The sequence below is a fragment of the Pseudomonas sp. Irchel s3b5 genome (assembly GCF_900187435.1).
GTDB lineage: Bacteria > Pseudomonadota > Gammaproteobacteria > Pseudomonadales > Pseudomonadaceae > Aquipseudomonas.
This window is the reverse complement of the sequence record NZ_FYDY01000033.1, coordinates 1-20,444: the sequence shown is the minus strand read 5'-3', so window position 1 is coordinate 20,444 and position 20,444 is coordinate 1. Positions and strand designations below refer to the sequence as shown.

General features: G+C 59.7%; 22 protein-coding genes. 8 read left to right on the top strand and 14 right to left on the bottom strand.

What is annotated here, in order from left to right; translation table 11 throughout:
- The first annotated feature begins 18 nt into the window (after positions 1–18).
- Genes CKW15_RS24290 through CKW15_RS24280 form a run of 3 tightly spaced genes read left to right on the top strand, consistent with a single transcriptional unit; the run spans position 19 to position 2,531 of the window.
- Positions 19–1,026: a methionine ABC transporter ATP-binding protein gene (locus CKW15_RS24290; protein ID WP_095152821.1), complete on the top strand. Its 1,008-nt coding sequence runs from the start codon at positions 19–21 to the stop codon at positions 1,024–1,026.
- A complete protein-coding gene (locus tag CKW15_RS24285; RefSeq protein ID WP_095059727.1) occupies positions 1,026–1,700 on the top strand; it encodes a methionine ABC transporter permease in 675 nt (224 codons plus the stop codon). Before CKW15_RS24290 ends, CKW15_RS24285 begins: the two co-directional genes overlap by 1 nt.
- 60 nt (positions 1,701–1,760) lie before the next feature.
- On the top strand, positions 1,761–2,531 hold the full coding sequence (locus CKW15_RS24280; protein WP_095059728.1) for a MetQ/NlpA family ABC transporter substrate-binding protein: 771 nt from the start codon (positions 1,761–1,763) through the stop codon (positions 2,529–2,531).
- Between the two features lie 141 nt (positions 2,532–2,672).
- On the opposite strand, the gene CKW15_RS24275 is transcribed toward CKW15_RS24280, so the two are convergent.
- From CKW15_RS24275 to CKW15_RS24255, 5 genes are read right to left on the bottom strand one after another with little or no spacing between them, the layout of a single operon-like run.
- On the bottom strand, positions 2,673–3,308 hold the full coding sequence (locus tag CKW15_RS24275) for an SCO family protein (protein ID WP_095059729.1): 636 nt from the start codon (positions 3,306–3,308) through the stop codon (positions 2,673–2,675).
- Complete coding sequence (gene cyoE / locus CKW15_RS24270) at positions 3,305–4,204, bottom strand: heme o synthase (RefSeq protein WP_095059730.1); 900 nt, start codon at positions 4,202–4,204, stop codon at positions 3,305–3,307. The genes CKW15_RS24275 and cyoE overlap by 4 nt, the downstream gene beginning before the upstream one ends.
- The gene (locus CKW15_RS24265; protein WP_095152820.1) at positions 4,192–5,262 is read right to left on the bottom strand and encodes a heme A synthase; all 1,071 of its coding nucleotides are present in this window, start codon (positions 5,260–5,262) and stop codon (positions 4,192–4,194) included. Before CKW15_RS24265 ends, cyoE begins: the two co-directional genes overlap by 13 nt.
- 10 nt (positions 5,263–5,272) lie before the next feature.
- Positions 5,273–5,866: a hypothetical protein gene (locus CKW15_RS24260; RefSeq protein WP_095152834.1), complete on the bottom strand. Its 594-nt coding sequence runs from the start codon at positions 5,864–5,866 to the stop codon at positions 5,273–5,275.
- Positions 5,832–6,572: an SURF1 family protein gene (locus CKW15_RS24255; protein ID WP_095152819.1), complete on the bottom strand. Its 741-nt coding sequence runs from the start codon at positions 6,570–6,572 to the stop codon at positions 5,832–5,834. The genes CKW15_RS24260 and CKW15_RS24255 overlap by 35 nt, the downstream gene beginning before the upstream one ends.
- Positions 6,573–6,643: 71 nt before the next feature.
- Between CKW15_RS24255 and CKW15_RS24250 the strand changes: the two genes are divergently transcribed.
- Positions 6,644–6,847, top strand: a complete 204-nt coding sequence (locus CKW15_RS24250) for a twin transmembrane helix small protein (protein ID WP_053152840.1) — start codon at positions 6,644–6,646, stop codon at positions 6,845–6,847.
- 5 nt (positions 6,848–6,852) lie between these two features.
- On the opposite strand, the gene CKW15_RS24245 is transcribed toward CKW15_RS24250, so the two are convergent.
- From CKW15_RS24245 to coxB, 4 genes are all read right to left on the bottom strand, one after another.
- Positions 6,853–7,740: a cytochrome c oxidase subunit 3 gene (locus CKW15_RS24245; protein WP_095152818.1), complete on the bottom strand. Its 888-nt coding sequence runs from the start codon at positions 7,738–7,740 to the stop codon at positions 6,853–6,855.
- Positions 7,741–7,765: 25 nt separating this feature from the next.
- Positions 7,766–8,317: a cytochrome c oxidase assembly protein gene (locus CKW15_RS24240; RefSeq protein WP_095059735.1), complete on the bottom strand. Its 552-nt coding sequence runs from the start codon at positions 8,315–8,317 to the stop codon at positions 7,766–7,768.
- A 114-nt stretch (positions 8,318–8,431) separates the two neighbouring features.
- A complete protein-coding gene (ctaD, locus tag CKW15_RS24235) occupies positions 8,432–10,024 on the bottom strand; it encodes a cytochrome c oxidase subunit I (protein WP_095152817.1) in 1,593 nt (530 codons plus the stop codon).
- 82 nt (positions 10,025–10,106) lie between these two features.
- On the bottom strand, positions 10,107–11,234 hold the full coding sequence (gene coxB, locus CKW15_RS24230; RefSeq protein WP_095152816.1) for a cytochrome c oxidase subunit II: 1,128 nt from the start codon (positions 11,232–11,234) through the stop codon (positions 10,107–10,109).
- A 369-nt stretch (positions 11,235–11,603) separates the two neighbouring features.
- On the opposite strand from coxB, the gene CKW15_RS24225 reads away from it, so the two are divergent.
- Positions 11,604–12,254, top strand: coding sequence for a hypothetical protein (locus tag CKW15_RS24225; RefSeq protein WP_095152815.1), 651 nt, complete (start codon positions 11,604–11,606; stop codon positions 12,252–12,254).
- Between the two features lie 118 nt (positions 12,255–12,372).
- Here the strand turns inward: CKW15_RS24225 and CKW15_RS24220 are convergent, their stop codons facing one another.
- The 3 genes from CKW15_RS24220 to CKW15_RS24210 all read right to left on the bottom strand — a co-directional run bounded on the left by CKW15_RS24220 (position 12,373) and on the right by CKW15_RS24210 (position 16,023).
- Entirely contained in the window at positions 12,373–13,899 is a 1,527-nt protein-coding gene (locus CKW15_RS24220) for a SulP family inorganic anion transporter (protein ID WP_095152814.1), read from the bottom strand.
- Between the two features lie 90 nt (positions 13,900–13,989).
- Positions 13,990–14,721 (bottom strand): carbonic anhydrase, encoded by a 732-nt coding sequence (locus CKW15_RS24215; RefSeq protein ID WP_095059740.1) that lies wholly within the window; start codon positions 14,719–14,721, stop codon positions 13,990–13,992.
- Between the two features lie 243 nt (positions 14,722–14,964).
- Positions 14,965–16,023, bottom strand: a complete 1,059-nt coding sequence (locus tag CKW15_RS24210) for a PA0069 family radical SAM protein (RefSeq protein ID WP_095152813.1) — start codon at positions 16,021–16,023, stop codon at positions 14,965–14,967.
- A 199-nt stretch (positions 16,024–16,222) separates the two neighbouring features.
- Here CKW15_RS24210 and CKW15_RS24205 point away from each other — a divergent pair, with 199 nt between their 5' ends.
- Positions 16,223–16,528 carry a hypothetical protein gene (locus CKW15_RS24205; protein WP_095059742.1) on the top strand — a complete coding sequence of 102 codons (306 nt, stop codon included), beginning with the start codon at positions 16,223–16,225 and terminating at the stop codon, positions 16,526–16,528.
- A 63-nt stretch (positions 16,529–16,591) separates the two neighbouring features.
- Here the strand turns inward: CKW15_RS24205 and CKW15_RS24200 are convergent, their stop codons facing one another.
- Positions 16,592–16,873 carry a YheV family putative zinc ribbon protein gene (locus tag CKW15_RS24200; protein ID WP_095059743.1) on the bottom strand — a complete coding sequence of 94 codons (282 nt, stop codon included), beginning with the start codon at positions 16,871–16,873 and terminating at the stop codon, positions 16,592–16,594.
- Positions 16,870–18,921: an oligopeptidase A gene (prlC, locus tag CKW15_RS24195; RefSeq protein ID WP_095152812.1), complete on the bottom strand. Its 2,052-nt coding sequence runs from the start codon at positions 18,919–18,921 to the stop codon at positions 16,870–16,872. The genes CKW15_RS24200 and prlC overlap by 4 nt, the downstream gene beginning before the upstream one ends.
- Before the next feature lie 88 nt (positions 18,922–19,009).
- Here prlC and CKW15_RS24190 point away from each other — a divergent pair, with 88 nt between their 5' ends.
- Complete coding sequence (locus tag CKW15_RS24190; protein ID WP_095059745.1) at positions 19,010–19,555, top strand: gamma carbonic anhydrase family protein; 546 nt, start codon at positions 19,010–19,012, stop codon at positions 19,553–19,555.
- A 28-nt stretch (positions 19,556–19,583) separates the two neighbouring features.
- Positions 19,584–20,234 carry an HAD family hydrolase gene (locus CKW15_RS24185; protein WP_095152811.1) on the top strand — a complete coding sequence of 217 codons (651 nt, stop codon included), beginning with the start codon at positions 19,584–19,586 and terminating at the stop codon, positions 20,232–20,234.
- The last annotated feature ends 210 nt before the right edge of the window (positions 20,235–20,444 follow it).

Genomic DNA, 20,444 nt, shown 5'->3' with positions numbered 1-20,444 from the left:
CCCCACAAGGTTCGCTACGTGATCGAGTTTCAAAACGTCCACAAAACCTACCGCGTCGCCGGTAAGGAAATCCCCGCACTGCATCCGACCAGTCTGACGATTGAGAACGGGCAGGTTTACGGCTTGATCGGTCATTCCGGCGCAGGAAAAAGTACCCTGCTGCGTCTGATCAATCGCCTGGAAAATGCCAGCGGCGGCAAGATCATCGTCGACGGTGAAGAAGTCACCGCGCTCGACGCCAACGGCCTGCGCCGCTTCCGTCAGCAGGTCGGGATGATTTTCCAGCACTTCAACCTGCTGGCCTCCAAGACCGTCGCCGACAACGTGGCGCTGCCGCTGACCCTGGCCGGCGAACTGTCGCGCAGCGAGATCGATGCGCGCGTGGCCGAATTGCTGGCGCGAGTCGGTTTGTCCGACCACGCCAAGAAGTACCCGGCGCAATTATCCGGCGGACAGAAGCAGCGCGTGGGCATTGCCCGCGCCCTGGCGACCAAGCCGAAAATCCTGCTGTGCGATGAAGCCACCAGCGCCCTCGACCCGCAGACCACTGCGTCGGTCCTGCAATTGCTGGCCGAGATCAACCGCGAGTTGAAGCTGACCATCGTCCTGATCACCCACGAGATGGACGTGATCCGCCGCGTTTGCGATCAAGTGGCGGTGATGGATGCCGGCGTGATCGTCGAGCAAGGTTCGGTGGCCGAGGTGTTCCTGCATCCCAAGCACCCGACCACCAAGCGCTTCGTGCAGGAAGACGAGCAGATCGACGAAAGCGAACAGCGTGACGACTTCGCGCACGTCCCGGGCCGCATCGTGCGTCTGACGTTCCAGGGCGAAGCGACCTACGCGCCGTTGCTCGGCACCGTCGCCCGCGAAACGGGTGTGGACTACAGCATCCTCGCCGGTCGTATCGACCGCATCAAAGACATCCCTTACGGGCAACTGACCCTGGCCGTGACCGGCGGTGACATGGAAGCAGCCTTCGCCCGCTTCACCGCGGCTGACGTCCACATGGAGGTGCTGCGCTAATGGAAGCCCTGACAAGTTTCTTCGCCAATATCGACTGGTTCGAAATCTGGCTGGCCACCGGCGACACGATGCTGATGCTCGGCGGTTCGCTGTTGTTCACCGTATTGCTCGGTTTGCCGCTGGGCGTTCTGCTGTTCCTGTGCAGCCCGCGCCAGTTGCTGGAAGCCAGAGGCATCTACGCGATGTTGTCGCTGGCGGTGAACATCCTGCGTTCGCTGCCGTTCATCATCCTGTTGATCGTGATGATTCCGTTCACTGTGTTGATCACTGGCACCTCCCTCGGTGTTGCCGGCGCGATCCCGCCGCTGGTGGTCGGGGCCACGCCGTTCTTTGCACGGCTGGTGGAAACCGCCCTGCGTGAAGTGGATCGCGGCATCATCGAAGCGACCCAGGCCATGGGCGCGACCACGCGGCAGATCATCGTCAATGCCTTGCTGCCGGAAGCCCGCCCGGGCATTTTCGCAGCGATTACGGTGACAGCGATTACGCTGGTGTCCTACACGGCAATGGCCGGTGTTGTAGGCGCTGGCGGTCTTGGTGACCTGGCGATCCGTTTCGGTTACCAGCGTTTCCAGACCGATGTCATGGTGGTGACTGTGGTGTTGCTGCTGGTCCTGGTTCAGGTACTGCAAACCGTAGGCGACAAACTGGTCGTCCACTTTTCCCGTAAGTAAGAAATGAGCCGGCCATTCGCTGGCAGGTGCCAAACGGGCACCTCATATGGAGTTAGCTGAATGAAAAAACTACTCGTGGCCTTCGCGGCCGTTGCCGCGTTCTCTGCTCACGCTGAAACCCTGACCGTCGCGGCCACCCCGGTACCGCACGCCGAGATCCTCGAATTCGTGAAGCCGACCCTGGCCAAAGAAGGCGTGGACCTGAAGGTCAAAGTCTTCACCGACTACATCCAGCCGAACGTACAGGTTGCGGAAAAGCGTCTGGACGCCAACTTCTTCCAGCACCAGCCGTACCTGGATGAGTTCAACAAAGCCAAGGGCACCAGCCTGGTTTCCGTGGCCGGCGTACACCTTGAACCCCTGGGCGCTTACTCCAGCAAATACAAAACTCTGGAAGAGCTGCCAAGCACCGCCACCGTAGTCATCCCGAACGACGCCACCAACGGCGGCCGTGCGCTGTTGCTGCTGCAAAAGGCCGGTGTGATCCAGTTGAAGGATGCGAACAACATCCTGTCGACCGTCAAGGACATCACCGCGAACCCGAAAAACCTGAAGTTCCGCGAACTGGAAGCCGCCACCATCCCGCGCGTGCTGACCCAGGTCGACCTGGCGCTGATCAACACCAACTACGCGCTGGAAGCCAAGCTTGATCCGGCCAAGGACGCGCTGTTCATCGAAGGCAGCGACTCGCCGTACGTGAACATCCTCGTGGCCCGTCCGGACAACAAAGACAGCGACGCGATGAAGAAACTGGTCGCTGCCCTGCACAGCCCGGAAGTGAAAGCCTTCATTCTCGAGAAGTACAAAGGCGCGGTCGTGCCGGCGTTCTGATCTGTTGCTGAAATGAAAAAAGGAGCTCCTCGGAGCTCCTTTTTTTACGCCTGGAATTCGGAGTCTGTAGGAGCCGGCTTGCTGGCGATTGCGATTCACCGACGCCATCGCCAGCAAGCCGGCTCCTACAAGGGTCGTGTGCTAGTTACGTTTGAGCATCACCGGCAACTGCGCCACCAATTTCACGTTGTTCAACGGCGCCCGAATGAACCCGCGCTGGGTGCCGTCCGGTCCGATCACGGCGAGGTTGCCGCTGTGGTCCACGGTGTAGTTCGGCTTGCTGGTGTCCGCCGGGATGAACGGGATGCTCAGCGCGTTGGCGACTTTTTGCAGTTCTTCGATAGAGGTCGGGGTCAGGCCGATGAATTGCGGATCGAAGTAGCCCAGGTACTGCTTGAGCTGCTTGGGCGTATCGCGATTGGGGTCGACGCTGACCAGCACGATTTGCAGTTTATCCACCGCCTCGGGCGGCAACTCGCTCTTGATCTGCCGCAGCTGCGCCAGCGTGGTCGGGCAGATGTCCGGGCAGAAGGTGTAGCCGAAGAACACCAGGCTCCACTTACCTTTCAACTCATTGATGGTGACCGGTTTACCGTCCTGGTCGGTCATCGTCACGTCCGGCAGGTTGCGGCTCTGGGGCAACAGGATGATGCCGGCGTCGATCAACGCTGTCGGGTCGCCCTGGCCCTTGCCGGACAGCACTTTGTTGATGGTCAGGCCCAGGACCAGTGCGATCAGGGCCACAAGGATGAAGACGGTTTTCTGGGTTCGAGTCATAGGTTCAACAGTAAGTAGTGGTCTACGAGCAGGGCGATAAACAGCAGGAACAAGTAGTAAATAGAGTACTTGAACGTGTTGATCGCCGCGTGCGGCCGAGTGCCACGGTACAGCACCACGGCCCATTGCAGAAATCGCGCACCCAGCCCAAGCGCGCACACCAGATAGAGCGTGCCGCTCATGTGAATCACGTAGGGCATCAGGCTGACGGCGAGCAACACGAAGGTATAAAGCAGGATGTGAACCTTGGTGTAGTGCTCGCCATGGGTGACCGGCAGCATCGGGATGTCGGCCTTGGCGTATTCCTCTTTGCGATGAATCGCCAGTGCCCAGAAGTGCGGCGGGGTCCAGGCGAAGATGATCAGCACCAACAGCAGCGGTTCGGCGCTGACGTGACCGGTGGCAGCGGTCCAGCCGAGCAACGGTGGCGCGGCGCCGGCGAGGCCGCCGATGACGATGTTCTGCGGGGTCGCACGTTTCAGGAACCCGGTGTAGATCACCGCGTAGCCGAGCAATGAGGCAAGGGTCAGCCACGCGGTCAGCGGGTTGGTGAAGGCCAGCAGCATGGCTTGCCCGAGGGCGGCCAGGACCAGCGCGAAGGTCAGCGCCGCCGTCGGCGAGACCCGGCCTTCGGCCAATGGTCGCTTGTGGGTGCGTGCCATGATCGCGTCGATGCGCCGGTCCACCACATGGTTGACCGCCGCCGCACCACCGGCACACAGGGCGATCCCCAGATTGCCGAACACCAGCACCGTCCACGGCACCCCGGCGCGGGTCGCGAGGAACATCCCGACCAGCGAGGTGATGAGCATCAGCACGACTACTTTGGGCTTGGTCAGCTCCAGGTAGTCGCGCCAGATCGCCTGACTGGGACGTTCGCCGATCAGAATCGCCATGGCATTTCTCCTTTTATTGTTATGGGCCCGGCTGAGTGTTTACGCGGGCTGAAGTGCCAGCGCGCTTGCTTGACCCGGACCAGGCTGGTCCGGGCGTGGTAATTGACCAGCACCAGGGTCAGCAACAACGCCGCCCCGCCCGCGTTGTGCGCAACGGCCACCGGTAATGGCAGATGGAACAGCACATTGCTGATGCCCAGGGTGATTTGAGCGGCGAGGGCGATCAACACCAGGCCTGCCAGGCGCGTCATGCCGACCGCTTTGAGTTGCCAGGCCAGGCCGACCAATACCAAAGTCACCAGCAGGGCGCCGATACGGTGCGTCAAATGAATCGCCGTGCGCGCGTCGCTGTCCAGTTGCCCGCCGAGGTAATTCGGGCCGATGTGTTGGGTCAGGTGAAAGCCGTTGGCGAAGTCCGCTGCGGGCATCCATTGGCCGTGACAGGTCGGGAAGTCGATGCAGGCCACCGCGGCATAGTTGGAACTGACCCAGCCACCGAGGGTGATTTGCCCGATCACCAGCAACAGCCCCGCCGTCGCCCAGTGCTGCAAACGTCGCGGCACGGTCAGCGCCGGCAGCACGCCGGACAGCCGTAGCGTCAGCAAAAACAACAGGCTCAAGGTCGCAAATCCGCCGAGCAAATGCCCGGTAACCACTTGCGGCCAGAGCTTGAGCGTCACCGTCCACATGCCGAACGCGGCTTGGCCGATCACGACCGCCAGCAGGAACAACGGCAACTTCACCGGTTGCCCCGGATGGCGACGATGCACCCAGGCGCGACCGGCCAGCACCGCGATCAACAGCCCCAGGGTGCCGGCGAAGTAGCGGTGGACCATCTCGTTCCAACCCTTGTGGGCCTCGACTGGTGCGTCCGGAAAATGCAGTTCGGCATGGGCCAGCTGGGCTTCGCTTTTCGGCACGCTGATAAAGCCGTAGCAGCCCGGCCAGTCCGGGCAGCCGAGGCCGGCGTGGGTCAGGCGAGTGTAGGCACCGAGCAACACCACAATCAGTGCCAGCAAGGTGGCAAACAGCGCGAGGCGAAATCCAGGTTTGGCCATGACGATGCCCTTATCCGATGTTCGACAGTTTCAGCAGGTGACGCAGGTCGTTAAGCAGGTCCTTGCCCTTCACCGACGGGTCGTAGCGCAGCACCAGATTGCCGTGGGGATCGATGATCCACAGTTGCGGCACGCTCTGGTCGCCGGTGGTGCGGCTGAAGGTGGTCAGGTCCAGTGGATAACGTTGCAGTTGAGGATATTCCCGTTGCAGCTTGGCGTCGTAGTCGGCGCTCAGCGGTTGCGCGACGGCCAGGGCATGGCTGGCGCGGGACGCGTCGCGACTGAGGCCGATCTGGACTTGCCGCGCCAGATACACCAGCTGCTGGCAGTCCACCGCGCATTCCTTGGGCGCCGTCACCAACATCTGCCAACGATCGTCCTGGGCCTGCACGCCAATGTCGGCACGGGTCTTACCGTTGCCGATCAGTTCGCCGTGGTAACTGCGGCCCTCGGGCACCCAGAAATTAAGCTTGTACATGCCGGTGGCGAGGATCATCGGACCGATCACCCCGAGCAGGATCAATAGCAACTGCAAGCGGCCCTTGCGCCGGTTCACCGACGGTTTTGCCTCAGACATGCTGGGTGGATTCATGGCCGCTCCCATGGTGTTTCTCCTTTGCGTTGTGCCAGCCGAGATAGAGATAAAGACCGAACAGGGCGATCGCCATAGCGAACCACTGCACGGCATAAGCGATGTTTTTTTCCGGCCCCATGGCCACCACCGGCCAATCGGCCTGATAGGTTGCGGCGCCGGTTTCGGCACGTAATTCGTAGGCAAACCCTTCACGGCTGAGCGCGCTCCAGAGCCTGGCCGGTTCAACCGCCGTCACCAGTTGCGGCCAGGTGTTGCTATCCGGATCGGCATGCAGCTGGAAGGTGGCACCGGGGGAAACGTAGACCCAGGCGTCGAGATTCAAGGCTTCTGTGGGTGTAGTGAATTGCGGCGGGGTGCGCCGGTCCGGCCAGGGCAGCCAGCCACGATTGATCAGCAGCCAGAGCCCGGTCGCGTGGTCCCGGAACGGTTGCAGCAACTCGACCCCGACCTTGCCGTCGCGCTGGCGGTTATCCAGCAGCAGGCTGTGCGCAGCGTCGAATTCGCCTTGCAGACGAACCCGGCGAAAGGCCGGGTCCTGAGTGTGTTGCAACTCGGTGCTGGCCATCGGTTCGGCAGCCCGGCGCTCGGCGTAGTTTTGCAGCAGTGCGCTTTTCTCCGCGCCCCGGCTCAACTGCCAGAACCCCAGGGACACCAACAGCGGCAGCAACAGCGCCACGACCACTGTCGGCACGACGCCCGGCCGGAAACGCTTCATGGCGTCGCCCGCAAATCGGTCCGTGCGATAGCTATACTCAAGTGCATCGCTTGTCCCCCCGGAGTCTCACCATGCTCAAAGCAGCCATCGTCCTGATGCTGATTGCCACGGTTGTCAGCCTGTTCAGCGGCCTGTTTTTTCTGGTCAAGGACGACAGCAGCTCAAACCGCCTCGTCATTGCCTTGAGTGTTCGTGTGACTTTGGCCGCCCTGACCCTGGGTTTGATTACCTGGGGCTTTTTCAGCGGCCAACTGGTCTCCCATGTGCCTTGGTAAAAGGTTTAGAGCACGTAAACGAACACGAACAACCCGATCCACACCACGTCCACAAAGTGCCAATACCAACTCGCTGCCTCGAAAGCGAACTGGTGCTCGTTATCGAAATGCCCGCGCAAGATCCGCATCAGCATCACGAACAGGATGATGGTGCCAATGGTCACGTGCGCACCGTGGAAACCGGTGAGCATGAAGAAGGTCGCGCCGTAGATGCCGGAGCCCAGAGTCAGGCCGAGCTCGTGGTAGGCGTGGATGTATTCTTCAGCCTGAAAGCCGAGGAACGCGCAGCCAAGCAGCACCGTGATCGCCAGCCAGATTTTCAGCGCGCCGCGATGGCCTTTTTTCAAGGCATGGTGGGCGATGGTCACCGTCACGCTGGAACTCACCAGTAGCACCGTGTTGAGCAACGGCAGACCCCAAGGGCTGATGACGTCCTTGGGCGGTGGAAACAGTTTCGAGTCGGGGTTGTTCAGCAGCGGCCAGGTGAACTGGAAGTTCGGCCACAGCATGTGCGCCATGCCTTTGGCGCCTTCACCACCGAGCGCCGGCCCGGAAATGTGGCGCACATAAAACAGCGCGCCGAAGAAGGCGATGAAGAACATCACCTCCGAGAAGATGAACCAGCTCATGCCCCAGCGGAACGAGCGATCCATCTGTGCGCTGTACAAGCCGCTGCGACTTTCCTTGATCACCGTGCCGAACCAGCCGAACAGCATGTAAGCCACCAACAGCCCGCCGATGAAAAAGATCAGCGGCCCGTGGGACTCCGGTCGTGCAGCCTTCAGATCGTTGAACCAGGTCGCCAGACCGAACACCGTGACGAACATCCCGACCGTGGCGATGATCGGCCATTTGCTCTGGGCCGGGACGTAATAATGTTCATGAGTTGCCATTTATTGTTCTCCTTATCGGGCACGCTCAACCGCCAGTGATTACGGCTACCGGTGGATGTCGGGCGGTGATATCGAACAGCGTGTAAGACAGCGTCAGGTGCTTCACATCTTTGGGCATGTCACGGTCAACGATGAATCGCACCGGCATCTCGATCCGTTGACCGGGCTGCAGCACTTGCTGGGTAAAGCAGAAACATTCGGTCTTGTGGAAATACGCCGCCGCGGCGCTTGGCGCGATGCTCGGCACGGCCTGGGCGCTCATCGGTTTATCGGTGGGGTTGTGGGCGATGAAGATCATCTCGTTCACCGCCCCCGGGTTCGCGGTCAACTCGTCATGCTTGGGGTAAAAGTCCCATGGCATGTCGGCGGTGTTGGTCGACAGAAACTGCACGCGCACCTGCCGCGAGGTGTCGACCGTTTGCTCACCTTCGTACTGCCCGGCGGTCTTGCCGTTGATGCCGAAGGCCCTGCACATCACGTCGTAGATCGGCACCAGGGCAAACCCGAACACAAACATCGCCACCACCACGGTCAGCAGGCGCGTGACCAGTTTCTTCATCGAAATTGAGTCAGCCATGACTTCTAACCCCTACTCCAAATCCTGTAGGAGCTGGCTTGCCAGCGATAGCGGTGTGTCTGACACACCGTTTTAGCTTCATCGCCAGCAAGCCGGCGCCTACAAGGGCGTTGTTCATTTCACTTCCGGCGGCGTAGTGAAGGTGTGATACGGCGCCGGTGACGGAATGCTCCACTCCAGGCCTTCCGCCCCATCCCACGGTTTGGCCGGTGCCGGCGGGCCGCCGCGAATGGTCTTGATCACGATGAACAGGAAGAAGATCTGCGTGGCGCCGAACATGAATGCGCCGATCGACGACACCATGTTGAAGTCGGCGAATTGCAGGTTGTAGTCCGGAATCCGCCGAGGCATGCCCGCCAACCCCACAAAGTGCATCGGGAAGAAAGCCATGTTCATACCGATGAACGACAGCCAGAAATGCAGCTTGCCGAGGGTTTCGTCGTACATGTGGCCGGTCCATTTCGGCATCCAGTAGTAGGCCGAAGCGAAGATCCCGAAGATCGCCCCCGGCACCAATACATAGTGGAAGTGCGCGACGACAAAGTAAGTGTCCTGATACTGGAAGTCCGCCGGGGCGATGGCCAGCATCAACCCGGAGAACCCGCCGATGGAGAACAGAATCACGAACGCCACCGCAAACAGCATCGGCGTCTCGAACGTCAGCGAGCCTTGCCACATGGTGCTGGCCCAGTTGAACACCTTCACGCCCGTTGGCACCGCGATCAGCAGCGTGGCGTACATAAAGAACAACTCGCCCACCAGCGGAATGCCGACCACGAACATGTGGTGCGCCCAGACGATGAACGACAGGAAGGCGATACTCGCCGTGGCGTAGACCATCGAGGTGTAACCGAACAGCGGCTTGCGCGAGAAAGTCGGGATGATTGCGCTGACGGCACCGAAGGCCGGCAGGATCATGATGTACACCTCGGGGTGACCGAAGAACCAGAACACATGCTGGAACAACACCGGATCACCGCCACCGGCGGCACTGAAGAAGCTGGTGCCGAAGTGGATGTCCATCAGCATCATCGTCACGCACCCGGCCAGTACCGGCATCACCGCGATCAGCAGGAACGCGGTGATCAGCCAGGTCCAGACGAACAGCGGCATTTTCATCAGCGTCATGCCGGGGGCGCGCAGGTTGAGGATGGTGGCGATCACGTTGATCGCGCCCATGATCGAACTGATCCCCATCAAGTGGATGGCAAAGATGAAGAACGTCACGCTTTCCGGTGCATACGTCGTCGACAACGGCGCGTAGAACGTCCAGCCGAAGTTCGGCCCGCCACCGGGGGTGAACAGGGTCGAGATCAGCAGAATGAACGCCGCCGGCAACAGCCAGAAACTGAAGTTGTTCATGCGCGGCAAGGCCATGTCTGGCGCGCCGATCATCAGCGGAACCATCCAGTTGGCGAGGCCGACGAATGCCGGCATCACCGCACCGAAGACCATCACCAGACCGTGCATGGTGGTCATCTGGTTGAAGAATTCTGGCTGGACGATTTGCAGCCCCGGCTGGAACAGCTCGGCGCGAATCACCATCGCGAACGAACCGCCCAGCAGGAACATGGCGAACGCAAACCACAGGTACAGCGTGCCGATGTCCTTGTGGTTGGTGGTCAGCACCCAACGCATCAGGCCTTTGGCGGGGCCGTGGGCGTGGTCGGTGGCGGTATGAACATGTTCATCGATTACAGCAGTCATGTCCTGTCTCCTGCAAACAGATGGGCTGGGCAGGCCGGGGTACATAGCCCCGACCGGTTCCTTACGTGCGCAATAGACCGGGTCATTTGCTTTCCGCCTGTTTCAGCTCCAGCACTTCTTTTGGCGTGACCATGTCGCCCTTGTTGTTGCCCCAGGCGTTGCGTTCATAGGTCACGACCGCTGCGATATCGACTTCCGAGAGTTGTTTGCCGAACGCCGCCATCGCTGTGCCAGGCTTGCCATGGAAGACAATGCCCAGGTGAGCATCTTTCGGCCCGGTGGCGATTTTCGAGCCCTTGAGTGCCGGGAACATTGGCGGCAGGCCCTGACCTTCGGCCTGGTGACAGGCCACGCAGGTGGTGTGGTAGACCTTGTCGCCGCGCTCCTTGAGCTCGTCGAGTGTCCATTCCTTGCTGGTCAGCTCTTTGAGTTGCGCGGCCTCAGCCTTGCGCTCGGCCAACCATTTTTCGTAATCGGCCTTTTCCTTGACCTCGACCACGGTCGGCATGAAGCCGTGATCCTTGCCGCACAGTTCAGCGCACTGGCCGCGGTAGATGCCGGGCTTTTCGACACGGGTCCAGGCTTCGTTGACGAACCCCGGAATCGCATCGCGCTTGACCGCGAAGGCCGGCACCCACCAGGAGTGGATCACGTCGGCGGACGTCACCAGGAAGCGCACCTTGGCACCGACCGGCAACACCAACGGCTTGTCGACCTCGAGCAAGTAATGCTCGCCCTTGGCTTCCTTGTTGTGGATCTGATCGGCGGGTGTGGCCAGGTTGCTGAAGAACTCGACGTCCTGGCCCAGGTATTTGTAGTGCCACTTCCACTGATAACCGGTGACCTGGATATCGATCTCCGGCTCACTGGCGTCGTACATCTTGATCAGGGTCGCGGTAGCGGGAATCGCCATCACCACCAGGATAAGAAAGGGCACGATGGTCCAGAGGATTTCGACGGTGGTGCTTTCATGAAATTTGGCGGCCACCTGCCCGGTCGAGCGGCGGTGGAGGATCATCGACCAGAACATGGCCCCAAAGACGATGATGCCGATCACTACACAGATCCAGAAAATGGTCATGTGCAGGTCAAACACAGCGTGACTGATTTCAGTCGCTCCAGGCGCCATATTCACAGTCCAGGCCGCTTGCGCCTGACTGAAAATCGACCACAACAGGAGGCCCATCCAGACATGTGGATGTCGCATCATTGCGGGTTCCCCTTATCGTTCTTGTTATCCCGCCGGCTTTCACCTGCGGCAAGGGAGCGGCTGCATCAGACTACGAACTTGAGCACCGGGCCTTGCTGCATATGCAGTCGGGCGTCATCAGCTAACTCCATTCCAACCCGAGTATAGACAGCACCTCCGACCTCGCAATGTGAAGGCGTAAATGATCTGAAACAGCATTCACTTGCTTTGTAGGGTGCGAATGGAGAAGGATGCAGACGAGTGGTGGCGAACCGATATAACGGGGGCGTCTCAAGGATGAAATAATTATGACAAATGCGTCTTAGCATTTTTCGTAAGCCAGCTAAGTTATGTCTTCCATATTTCATTGCCTTGTTCCCTGGAGTTTTCATGAACACCGCCGCATTGCGCGAGCAGATCCAAACAGCCCAACAACACGAAGCCGAGACCCGCCTGCTGACACGTCAGCTGGAAAATAAACTGCCTCATCTACACCCGGCGATCCAACTGCCGGAAACCGATACCAACGGCGTTCTGACGCGTTTTGTCGCCGCCTACATTGAAGAAGTACCTGATCTGCTGGATGCAGCCAATGAAGTCGCCAGGGAAGCGGGCATTGAGTCACAGATCAAACCGGTGCTGAAAATCGCCGAACAGTATTTCATTCAGCCACCCGCCATCATGGCCGGGCACATCGGGCTGGACGGTTTGCTGGACGAAGCCTATCTGGCGCACCGTTTTGTCGAAGAGGTCAACGACCTGTACATCAAGCATTTCGGCCAGCCACTGATCCCTTTGGACATGACTGTCGCCAATCTGATTGCTCACCAATTGATCGGTGAGTCGTTCGCCAACCAACTGGACGAAGTGGTGCATCTCGCCATCGACGAGATGCTCAACGACGAAAGCTTCGCACTGGAGTCGGTAGAAGCCTACCGCGAGAAGCTCGGCAGCCCGGACACCGGCGCCGCATGGAAACGCTGGCCGTGCATGTCCCGCCGTCTGGGCGTAGGCCTGGAACTGGATCAGCCGGCGGCTTGATCCACCGGTAAACACATCCCCTGTAGGAGCGAGCTTGCTCGCGATGAGGCCATGTCATTCAACATCAATGTTGACTGATCCGCCTCTATCGCGAGCAAACTCGCTCCTGCATTGGTTTTTAGCCAGCCGCACCGATACCGGTGTTGGTACGAACCCTGCCTTCAAGCCTGCGCTTCAACCCTCGCGACTCAATCAACAGTTTCGACCCCTTGGCCGAATTCGCCCGCCCCCATTCCTCCAACAGTTCCAGACACGAATGATCGATGTAGCTCAGGTTATTGAGCGGCACATGCACCGTCGTACCCGCAGGAATGCTGCCCAGCACCTGGGTCAGCGCCGGCACTTTGAGGAAGGTCGCCGCGCCCACCAGACGCAATTCCATTTCCCCCTCCTGTGGCAGGTCGATCAGGCTGATTTTCAAGCGTGAGGCTTTCAACGCCAGCTTCACCAACGTCAAGCCAAAGCCGATCAACACACCCGTCAGCAGATCCGTGAACACGATGGCGAGGGCGGTGGCCGCATAGGTGAACATCGGCGCTCGACCATAACGGCCCAAACCGCGAAAGACCTTGAGGTCCACCAGTTTGAAACCGGTGTACACCAACACGCCCGCCAGGCTCGCCACCGGAATGCTCTGCAGCACGCTGGACAGCAACAGCACGAACGCCAGCAACCACAACCCGTGGAATATGGTCGAGAAGCGGGTCGTGGCGCCGGCCTGCACGTTGGCCGAACTGCGCACAATAACGCCCGTCATCGGCAATGCACCGAGCAAGCCGCACAACATGTTGCCGATACCTTGCGCCGACAGTTCCCGGTCGAAGTCCGAGCGCTGCCCGCTGTGCATGCGATCAACCGCCGCGGCCGAAAGCAGCGTCTCGGCGCTGGCGATGAAGGCCACGGCAAACGCGGCAATCAGCAAGGTCGGATCAGCCAGGTTGAGCAAATCCGCCGGTTTCAGCCAGTCGATGGCCTCCGTCAGGTTGGCCGGCACTTCAACCCGTTTGACCTGCAATGCCAACACCAGGCTGGCAAGTGTTGCCAGACCGACGCCCAGCAGCGCGCCGGGGATGAAGCGCAGGGATTGTGGGCGGAATTTTTCCCACAGCCACATGACGACAATCGTCGACAACCCGAGCAAACCGGCTTGCCATCCCAGCGTCGGCAACGCCTGAGCCAGCGCTGCCGGGAAACCGGCCAGGTTATCCAGACCCGAGGGTTTAGGCACGGCATCCAGCATCACATGCACCTGGGACAGAACAATCAGCACGCCGATCCCGGCCAACATGCCGTACACCACCGCAGGTGCTGTCACGCGAAACCAGCAACCCAGTTTCAAACGACCGGCCACCAGTTGCAGAAAACCCGCGAGCAACAGAATCGGCCCGAGCATGGCGATGCCGTGCTGGCGCACCAGTTCGAACACCAGAACCGCCAGGCCCGCCGCCGGGCCGCTGACTTGCAGCGGCGAACCGGCCAGCCAACCGACCACCAGGCCACCGATGATGCCCGTTATCAGACCTTTGGCCGGTGGCAGTCCCGAGGCAATCGCGATGCCCATGCACAAGGGCAGGGCGACCAGAAACACAACCACCGAAGCCAGCAGCTCCCGTGGCAGAACAGTTTTGAGTTGAGCTGCACGCATGGTGAGTCTCCCGAAGTTTTCTTCAGGCATGGCAAAGCCAGGCTGCCTGATCGGCAGCCTCGGCTAAACCACACAAGGATTTAGGAGTATTTAGAAGCGCGCTTTGGGCGTCGCCACGGGAATCGGCAGGCTGCCATTGAGCGGCAGGAAACAACCTTTATCAGCGTCGTAGGCTTTGATTTCGCTGGTTTCGATGTTGTAGACCCAGCCGTGGATAAACAACTGACCGTTGGCCATGCGCGAGGCCACCGACGGGTGGGTGCGCAAATGCTGCAACTGGGCGATGACATTCTCTTCGGTGAGGATGTGCATGCTTTCGCTTTCGTTGGCGCAATTGCAGTTGTCCTGGACCATGGTCTTCGCCACTTCGGCATGCCGCAGCCAGGCTTTGACCGTGGGCATTTTTTCCAGGCTCTGGGGGTTCAGCACCGCACGCATCGCACCGCAATCAGAATGCCCGCAGATGATGATGTGATGCACACCAAGGGCCAGCACCGCGTACTCGATGGCGGTGGAAACACCACCGTTCATTTGCCCGTAGGGCGGCACAACGTTGCCGACGTTGCGGGTCACGAACAAATCGCCGGGAGCGCTTTGGGTGATCAGTTCCGGAACGATGCGCGAGTCGGCGCAAGCGATGAACATCGCGCGCGGCCGTTGGGCCGTGGCGAGTTTTTTGAAGAGTTCTTCCTGCTGCGGAAAGATCTCATGATGAAAATGCAAAAAGCCTTCAACGATATGCTGCAGCGCTGCATCGGCGGTTTCCGCCTCGGGTTCGGCGGAAGCCGACGCAGCCAACGGCTGTTTATCCTTGTCACTCATGATTCATCCTCTTTGGCGGAGTCAGGGAATCTTCCCGTGTTGTCCGGTATGAAGCCAGTGCCTGTGTAAAAAACATCCAGGCCGAGCATCTCGACCCATCAGTCACTCGATGAACAAGGTAGCGGCCGAATCTTAATTCAAACTGAAGAAACCGCTCTGGAATGCGTGTTCCAGATCACAAAAAACGTGACCAGCCTAATGGCAAAGTGAAATCCACCGTACTCAACCATAGGCCAATTGTCCTCAAATCAACGACATCTGGCGACCCGGCGGACAAAAGGCATCACAGTCCAGATTAAAGCCTTCCCGGTGATTGAGTCCCAGACGCCTGATCGCTTTGCTAAAACGTTGCGCCAACAGGTCGGCAAAAGGACCTTCACCACGCATTCGCGCACCAAAGCGACTGTCGTAGAGTTCGCCGCCCCGGCTCTGGCGAATCAGGCTCAACACGTGCGCGGTCCGTTGCGGGTAGTGGGCAACCAGCCACTCTTCAAACAACGGCGCCACTTCCAGCGGCAGGCGCAACATCATATACGCAGCGCTTTGCGCCCCGGCCGCCTGAGCCTCGGTGAGCAGGCTTTCGAGTTCGCTGTCGTTGATCATCGGAATCATCGGGGAACACAACACGCCGACCGGAATGCCCGCGTCGCGCATCACCCGGATCGCGCGAAGCCTGGCCTTGGGCGCCGCCGCGCGGGGTTCAAGGATGCGCTTGAGTTCGTCGTCCAGGCTGGTCAGGCTGATCATCACCGCCACCAGCCTGTGCCGGGCCAGCTCGGTCAGCAGGTCGAGGTCGCGCAGAATCAGCGAGCCCTTGGTGACGATGGTCACCGGATGCCGGTAGCGCAGCAGCACTTCGAGGGTTTGTCGGGTGATCTTGTATTCGCGCTCGATCGGCTGGTATGGATCGGTGTTGGAACCCAGATTGATCGGCGCGCATTGATAGCCGCGTTTGGACAGCTGTTGCTCCAGCACATCGACGGCATTGGTCTTGGCGATCAGTTTTGTTTCGAAATCCAGCCCCGGCGACATGTCCCAGTAAGCGTGGCTCGGCCTCGCGTAACAATAAATGCAGCCGTGTTCGCAACCGCGATAGGGGTTGATTGAACGATCAAAGGGCAAGTCCGGCGAAGTGTTGCGGGTGATGATGGATTTCGCCGTCTCAATGCTCACCTCGGTACCCTGCGTGGTGGGCACCTCTTGATACCAGCCGTCGTCCTCAGCCACTGATCGGCTGGGGGCGAAGCGATTATGGGGATTGGTCGCGGTGCCGCGGCCACGTGGGGGCAAGGGCGTGTGCATGGGGAAACCCTGGTAACTGTATGCGCATACAGTATCCAGACAAGAACGCGCTCACCAGTGCCGTTCGGCATTTTCCTGGAGGCTGGTTAGTGCGAAGCAACTAAGAGATACAGATAACGGCTGGCTCAAAAGTTTGAAACACCGGTATCGTTGTTTCGCTGCACACAGGGATATTCATATTAATTAAAAGGATTTAGTGATGTCGTTCTTCAACCGTCGCGGTATCTTTCTGCAAAAGCTTGGCCCAACTATTGTCGACCCAAATGAAGTTCTCGTTTCAATGCAGTTCGCATTGAAAGAGGACGGATGGGATGCTGAAAACTCGCTGAAAACCACGGCGCTGCTAGATTCCACCAGCCTGATCGCCTCTTCGTATGATGGCGGAAAATCGTTCAACCTCGGCAACGTCAATAAAGACATTGATGGAGACGGCGATATCGACGCCGATGACAAGGCCAAACTTCTGGCACTGGCTAAAGCCTATGTCGATATTGTCAGGCCTTGATTAAAACTTAAAAAAAGCCCCCATTGCAGGACGCAATGGGGGCTTTTTTGATTACTCGTTTTATTACTCGTCCGACTTCTTCTTGAGCTTCGGATTCGGGAAAAACTGAACCGCCTGAACCTTGGTATCCGGAGCTTTTGGCGCGGTGACGTTCACCCGCGTTCCCAGCTCCTTGGGCACCGAAAGCCCCTGTTCATTCAGCGTGTCAGAGTATCCACAAGCCACGCACTCGCGATGTGGCACGCTGTCCTCATTCCACATCATCAGTTTGTCCGGCTCGCTGCAGGCCGGGCAGACCGCCCCGGCGATAAAGCGTCGTTTGGTAATCACAATCCCCTCACTCATGCTGCCGCGTCCTCACTCAGGCCGCTGTGGCGCAAGAGTGCGTCAATCGAAGGCTCACGGCCACGGAAGTCGACGAACAGCACCATCGGTTCCTGGGAACCACCGCGCGCAAGGATCGCTTCACGGAATGCGCGACCGGTGTCAGCGTTGAGCACGCCTTCTTCTTCGAACTTCGAAAACGCATCCGCCGACAACACTTCAGCCCACTTGTAGCTGTAGTAACCCGCCGCGTAACCGCCAGCGAAGATGTGCGCAAAGCTGTTGGGGAAACGGTTGTAAGCCGGTGGCCGCATGACCGAAACCTCGTCACGCACGCCTTCGAGCAATTGCAGCACGCTGCGGCCATCGCCGTGGGTGGCATGCAATTCGAAGTCGAACAGCGAGAATTCCAGTTGGCGGACCATCATCAGGCCGGACTGGAAGTTTTTCGCTGCGAGCATCTTCTGCAGCAAGTCTTGCGGCAGTGGTTCGCCGCTTTCGTAATGACCGGAAATCAGCGCCAGGCCTTCCGGCTCCCAGCACCAGTTTTCCATGAACTGGCTCGGCAGCTCGACCGCGTCCCAAGCAACGCCGTTAATGCCGGACACGCCGGCGTGCTCGACGCGGGTCAGCAGGTGGTGCAAGCCGTGACCGAACTCGTGGAACAGCGTGGTCACTTCATCGTGGGTCAGCAGCGCAGGCTTACCGCTGTCGGCCGGGGTGAAGTTGCACACCAGGTTGGCCACCGGGCTTTGCAATACGCCCTCGGCGGTACGGCGACGGTCGCGGGCGCCGTCCATCCAGGCTCCGCCACGCTTGTTGGCGCGGGCGTAGAGATCGAAGAAGAAGCGGCCGACGTGCTGGCCGTTTTCCTTGATTTCAAACAGGCGAACATCCGGGTGCCAGGTGTCGAAGCCTTTCTGTTCGGCAATCTCGATGCCGTACAGGCGCTGAACAATGGCGAACAGGCCGCCCAGCACTTTATCGATCGGGAAGTAGGCGCGCAGGGCTTCCTGGGCCACGCTGTAGCGTTGTTCACGGAGTTTTTCACCGTAGAAACCGCTGTCCCAGCTTTGCAGATCCGGGCAACCCTGTTCGGCGGCGTACGCCTTCAGCTGCTCCAGATCCTGAGCGGCGAACGGCTTGCTGCGCTTGGCCAGGTCGCGCAGGAAACTCAGCACCTGATCGCTGGACTCGGCCATTTTGGTCGCCAGGCTCAGTTCCGAAAAACTGGCGAAGCCCAAGAGCTTGGCCAGCTCCTGACGCAGGTCGAGGATTTCTTCCATGACCGGGCCGTTGTCGTTCTGGCCGGCGTTCGGGCCTTGGTCCGACGCACGGGTGCAGTAGGCGGCGTAGACTTCTTCGCGCAACGCACGGTCGTGGGCGTAGGTCATCACCGCGTAGTAGCTCGGGAATTCCAGGGTGATCAGCCAGCCGTCCAGGCCTTTGGCTTGCGCGGCGGCCGCCATTTGCGCCTTGGCCGAATCGGTCAGGCCGGCGAGGGCGGCTTCATCGGTGAGGTGCTTGGTCCACGCCTGGGTGGCGTCGAGCAACTGGTTGGAAAAGCGGCTGCCCAACTCGGACAACTTGCTTTGCACTTCGGCGTAGCGCTTCTGCTCGGCTTCCGGCAGGTCGATACCCGACAGACGGAAGTCACGCAAGGAGTGTTCCAGAATAGTCTTCTGCGCCACGTCGAAACCGGCAGCTTCCGGGCTGTTGGCCAAGGCTTCGAAGGCCTGGAACAGTTCGCGGTTCTGGCCCATCTCGGTGGAATAGGCGCTCAAGGCCGGCAGGCACGACTCGTAGGCTTCGCGCAGTTCGGCGCTGTTGCACACGGCGTTGAGGTGGCTGACCGGGCTCCAGGCAGCGCCGAGGCGATCATTGAGCTCGTCCATCGCCAGCACCAGGCCGGCCCAGGTCGGCTGTTTGCCCTGGGTCTTGAGGATCTCGAGGATGGCGGCGCGGTTGTCAGCCAGGATCTGTTCAATGGCCGGCTGCACGTGTTCGGCACGGATCGCAGAGAACGGCGGCAAGTCGTAGGACTGCAAAAGAGGGTTGTTCACGCTCACAGTGGGCACCTTGGCTGGAGAAACATGCGGCCATCTTAATTACAATCGACGCTCACCGCAGCTATCAGCAACAGAGAGAAACCCTATCGTGAACCTTCGCAAGTATCAGAACCACACGCCGTTGCTGGGCAACGGGGCATTTGTCGACCGTTCGGCGGTGGTGATCGGCGACGTCGAGATCGGCGAAGACAGCTCGGTGTGGCCGTTGACGGTGATCCGCGGCGATATGCACCGCATCCGCATCGGCGCACGCACCAGCGTGCAGGACGGCTGCGTGCTGCATATCACCCACGCCGGGCCGTTCAACCCGGACGGTTACCCGCTGCTGATAGGTGATGATGTGACCATCGCCCACAAAGTCATGCTCCACGGTTGCTCGGTGGGCAGCCGGGTGCTGATCGGCATGGGCAGCATTGTCATGGACGGCGCCGTGGTCGAAGACGACGTGATCATCGGCGCCGGCAGCCTGGTACCGCCGGGTAAACGCCTGGAAAGCGGTTTTCTGTACGTGGGCAGCCCGGTGAAACAGATCCGGCCGCTGACGGACAAGGAACAGGCCTTTTTCACCTACAGCGCAGCGAACTACGTGAAGCTCAAGGATCTGCATCTGGCCGAAGGCTACGACCAGCTCTGAACCGGCGCACCAACATCCAGGAATTTTCATGCATTACCAAACCGTTTTGTTCGACCTCGATGGCACCCTGACCGACCCGCGCGAAGGCATCACCCGTTCGATCCAGTTCGCCCTGAGCAAACTGGGGATCGATGAGCCGGACCTGAGCAAACTCGAACACTTCATCGGCCCGCCGCTGTTGCAGGCGTTCATGCAGTTCTACGACTTCGACGAGCCGAAAGCGTGGGAGGCGGTGAATTTCTACCGCGAGCGCTTCAAGGTGACCGGCCTGTACGAAAACCGCGTGTTCGACGGCGTCACCCCGCTGCTCGAAACCCTGGGCGGGCAAGGGCGACAGCTATACATCGCGACCTCGAAGCCTTGGATTTTCGCGCGGGAAATCGCCCGGCATTTCGACTTCGCCAAACACTTCAAGGTGATTTACGGCAGCGAACTGGACGGCACCCGGACCAACAAGGTCGAGTTGATCGCCCATCTGATCGCTGAAGAAGGCCTGGACCCGGCCAACACCTTGATGATCGGCGACCGTAAACACGACCTGATCGGCGCACGCAGCAATGGCCTGGACGCGGCAGCGGTGGGTTATGGATTCGGCAGCCATGAAGAATTGAGCGCCGAAGCGCCGGCGTATCACTTTGAAACGCTGGAAGCGATGCATCAGGCGTTTTTGCGTCGCTGAAGGCGCCTGTAGGAGCAATCTTGCTCGCGATGACGCTCGCACATTCAAAATCAATGTGACTGACAGACCGCTATCGCGAGCTCGCTCCTATGTATGGACTCGCCCCCACTGTCTACCTGCTTTTTAAACACTGCTACCCGGTTGCATCTATGTATAAGGCCTATTCGAGGAAGCCATCTTTGGCTTCTGGCCAACATTGGTTGAGCTCAC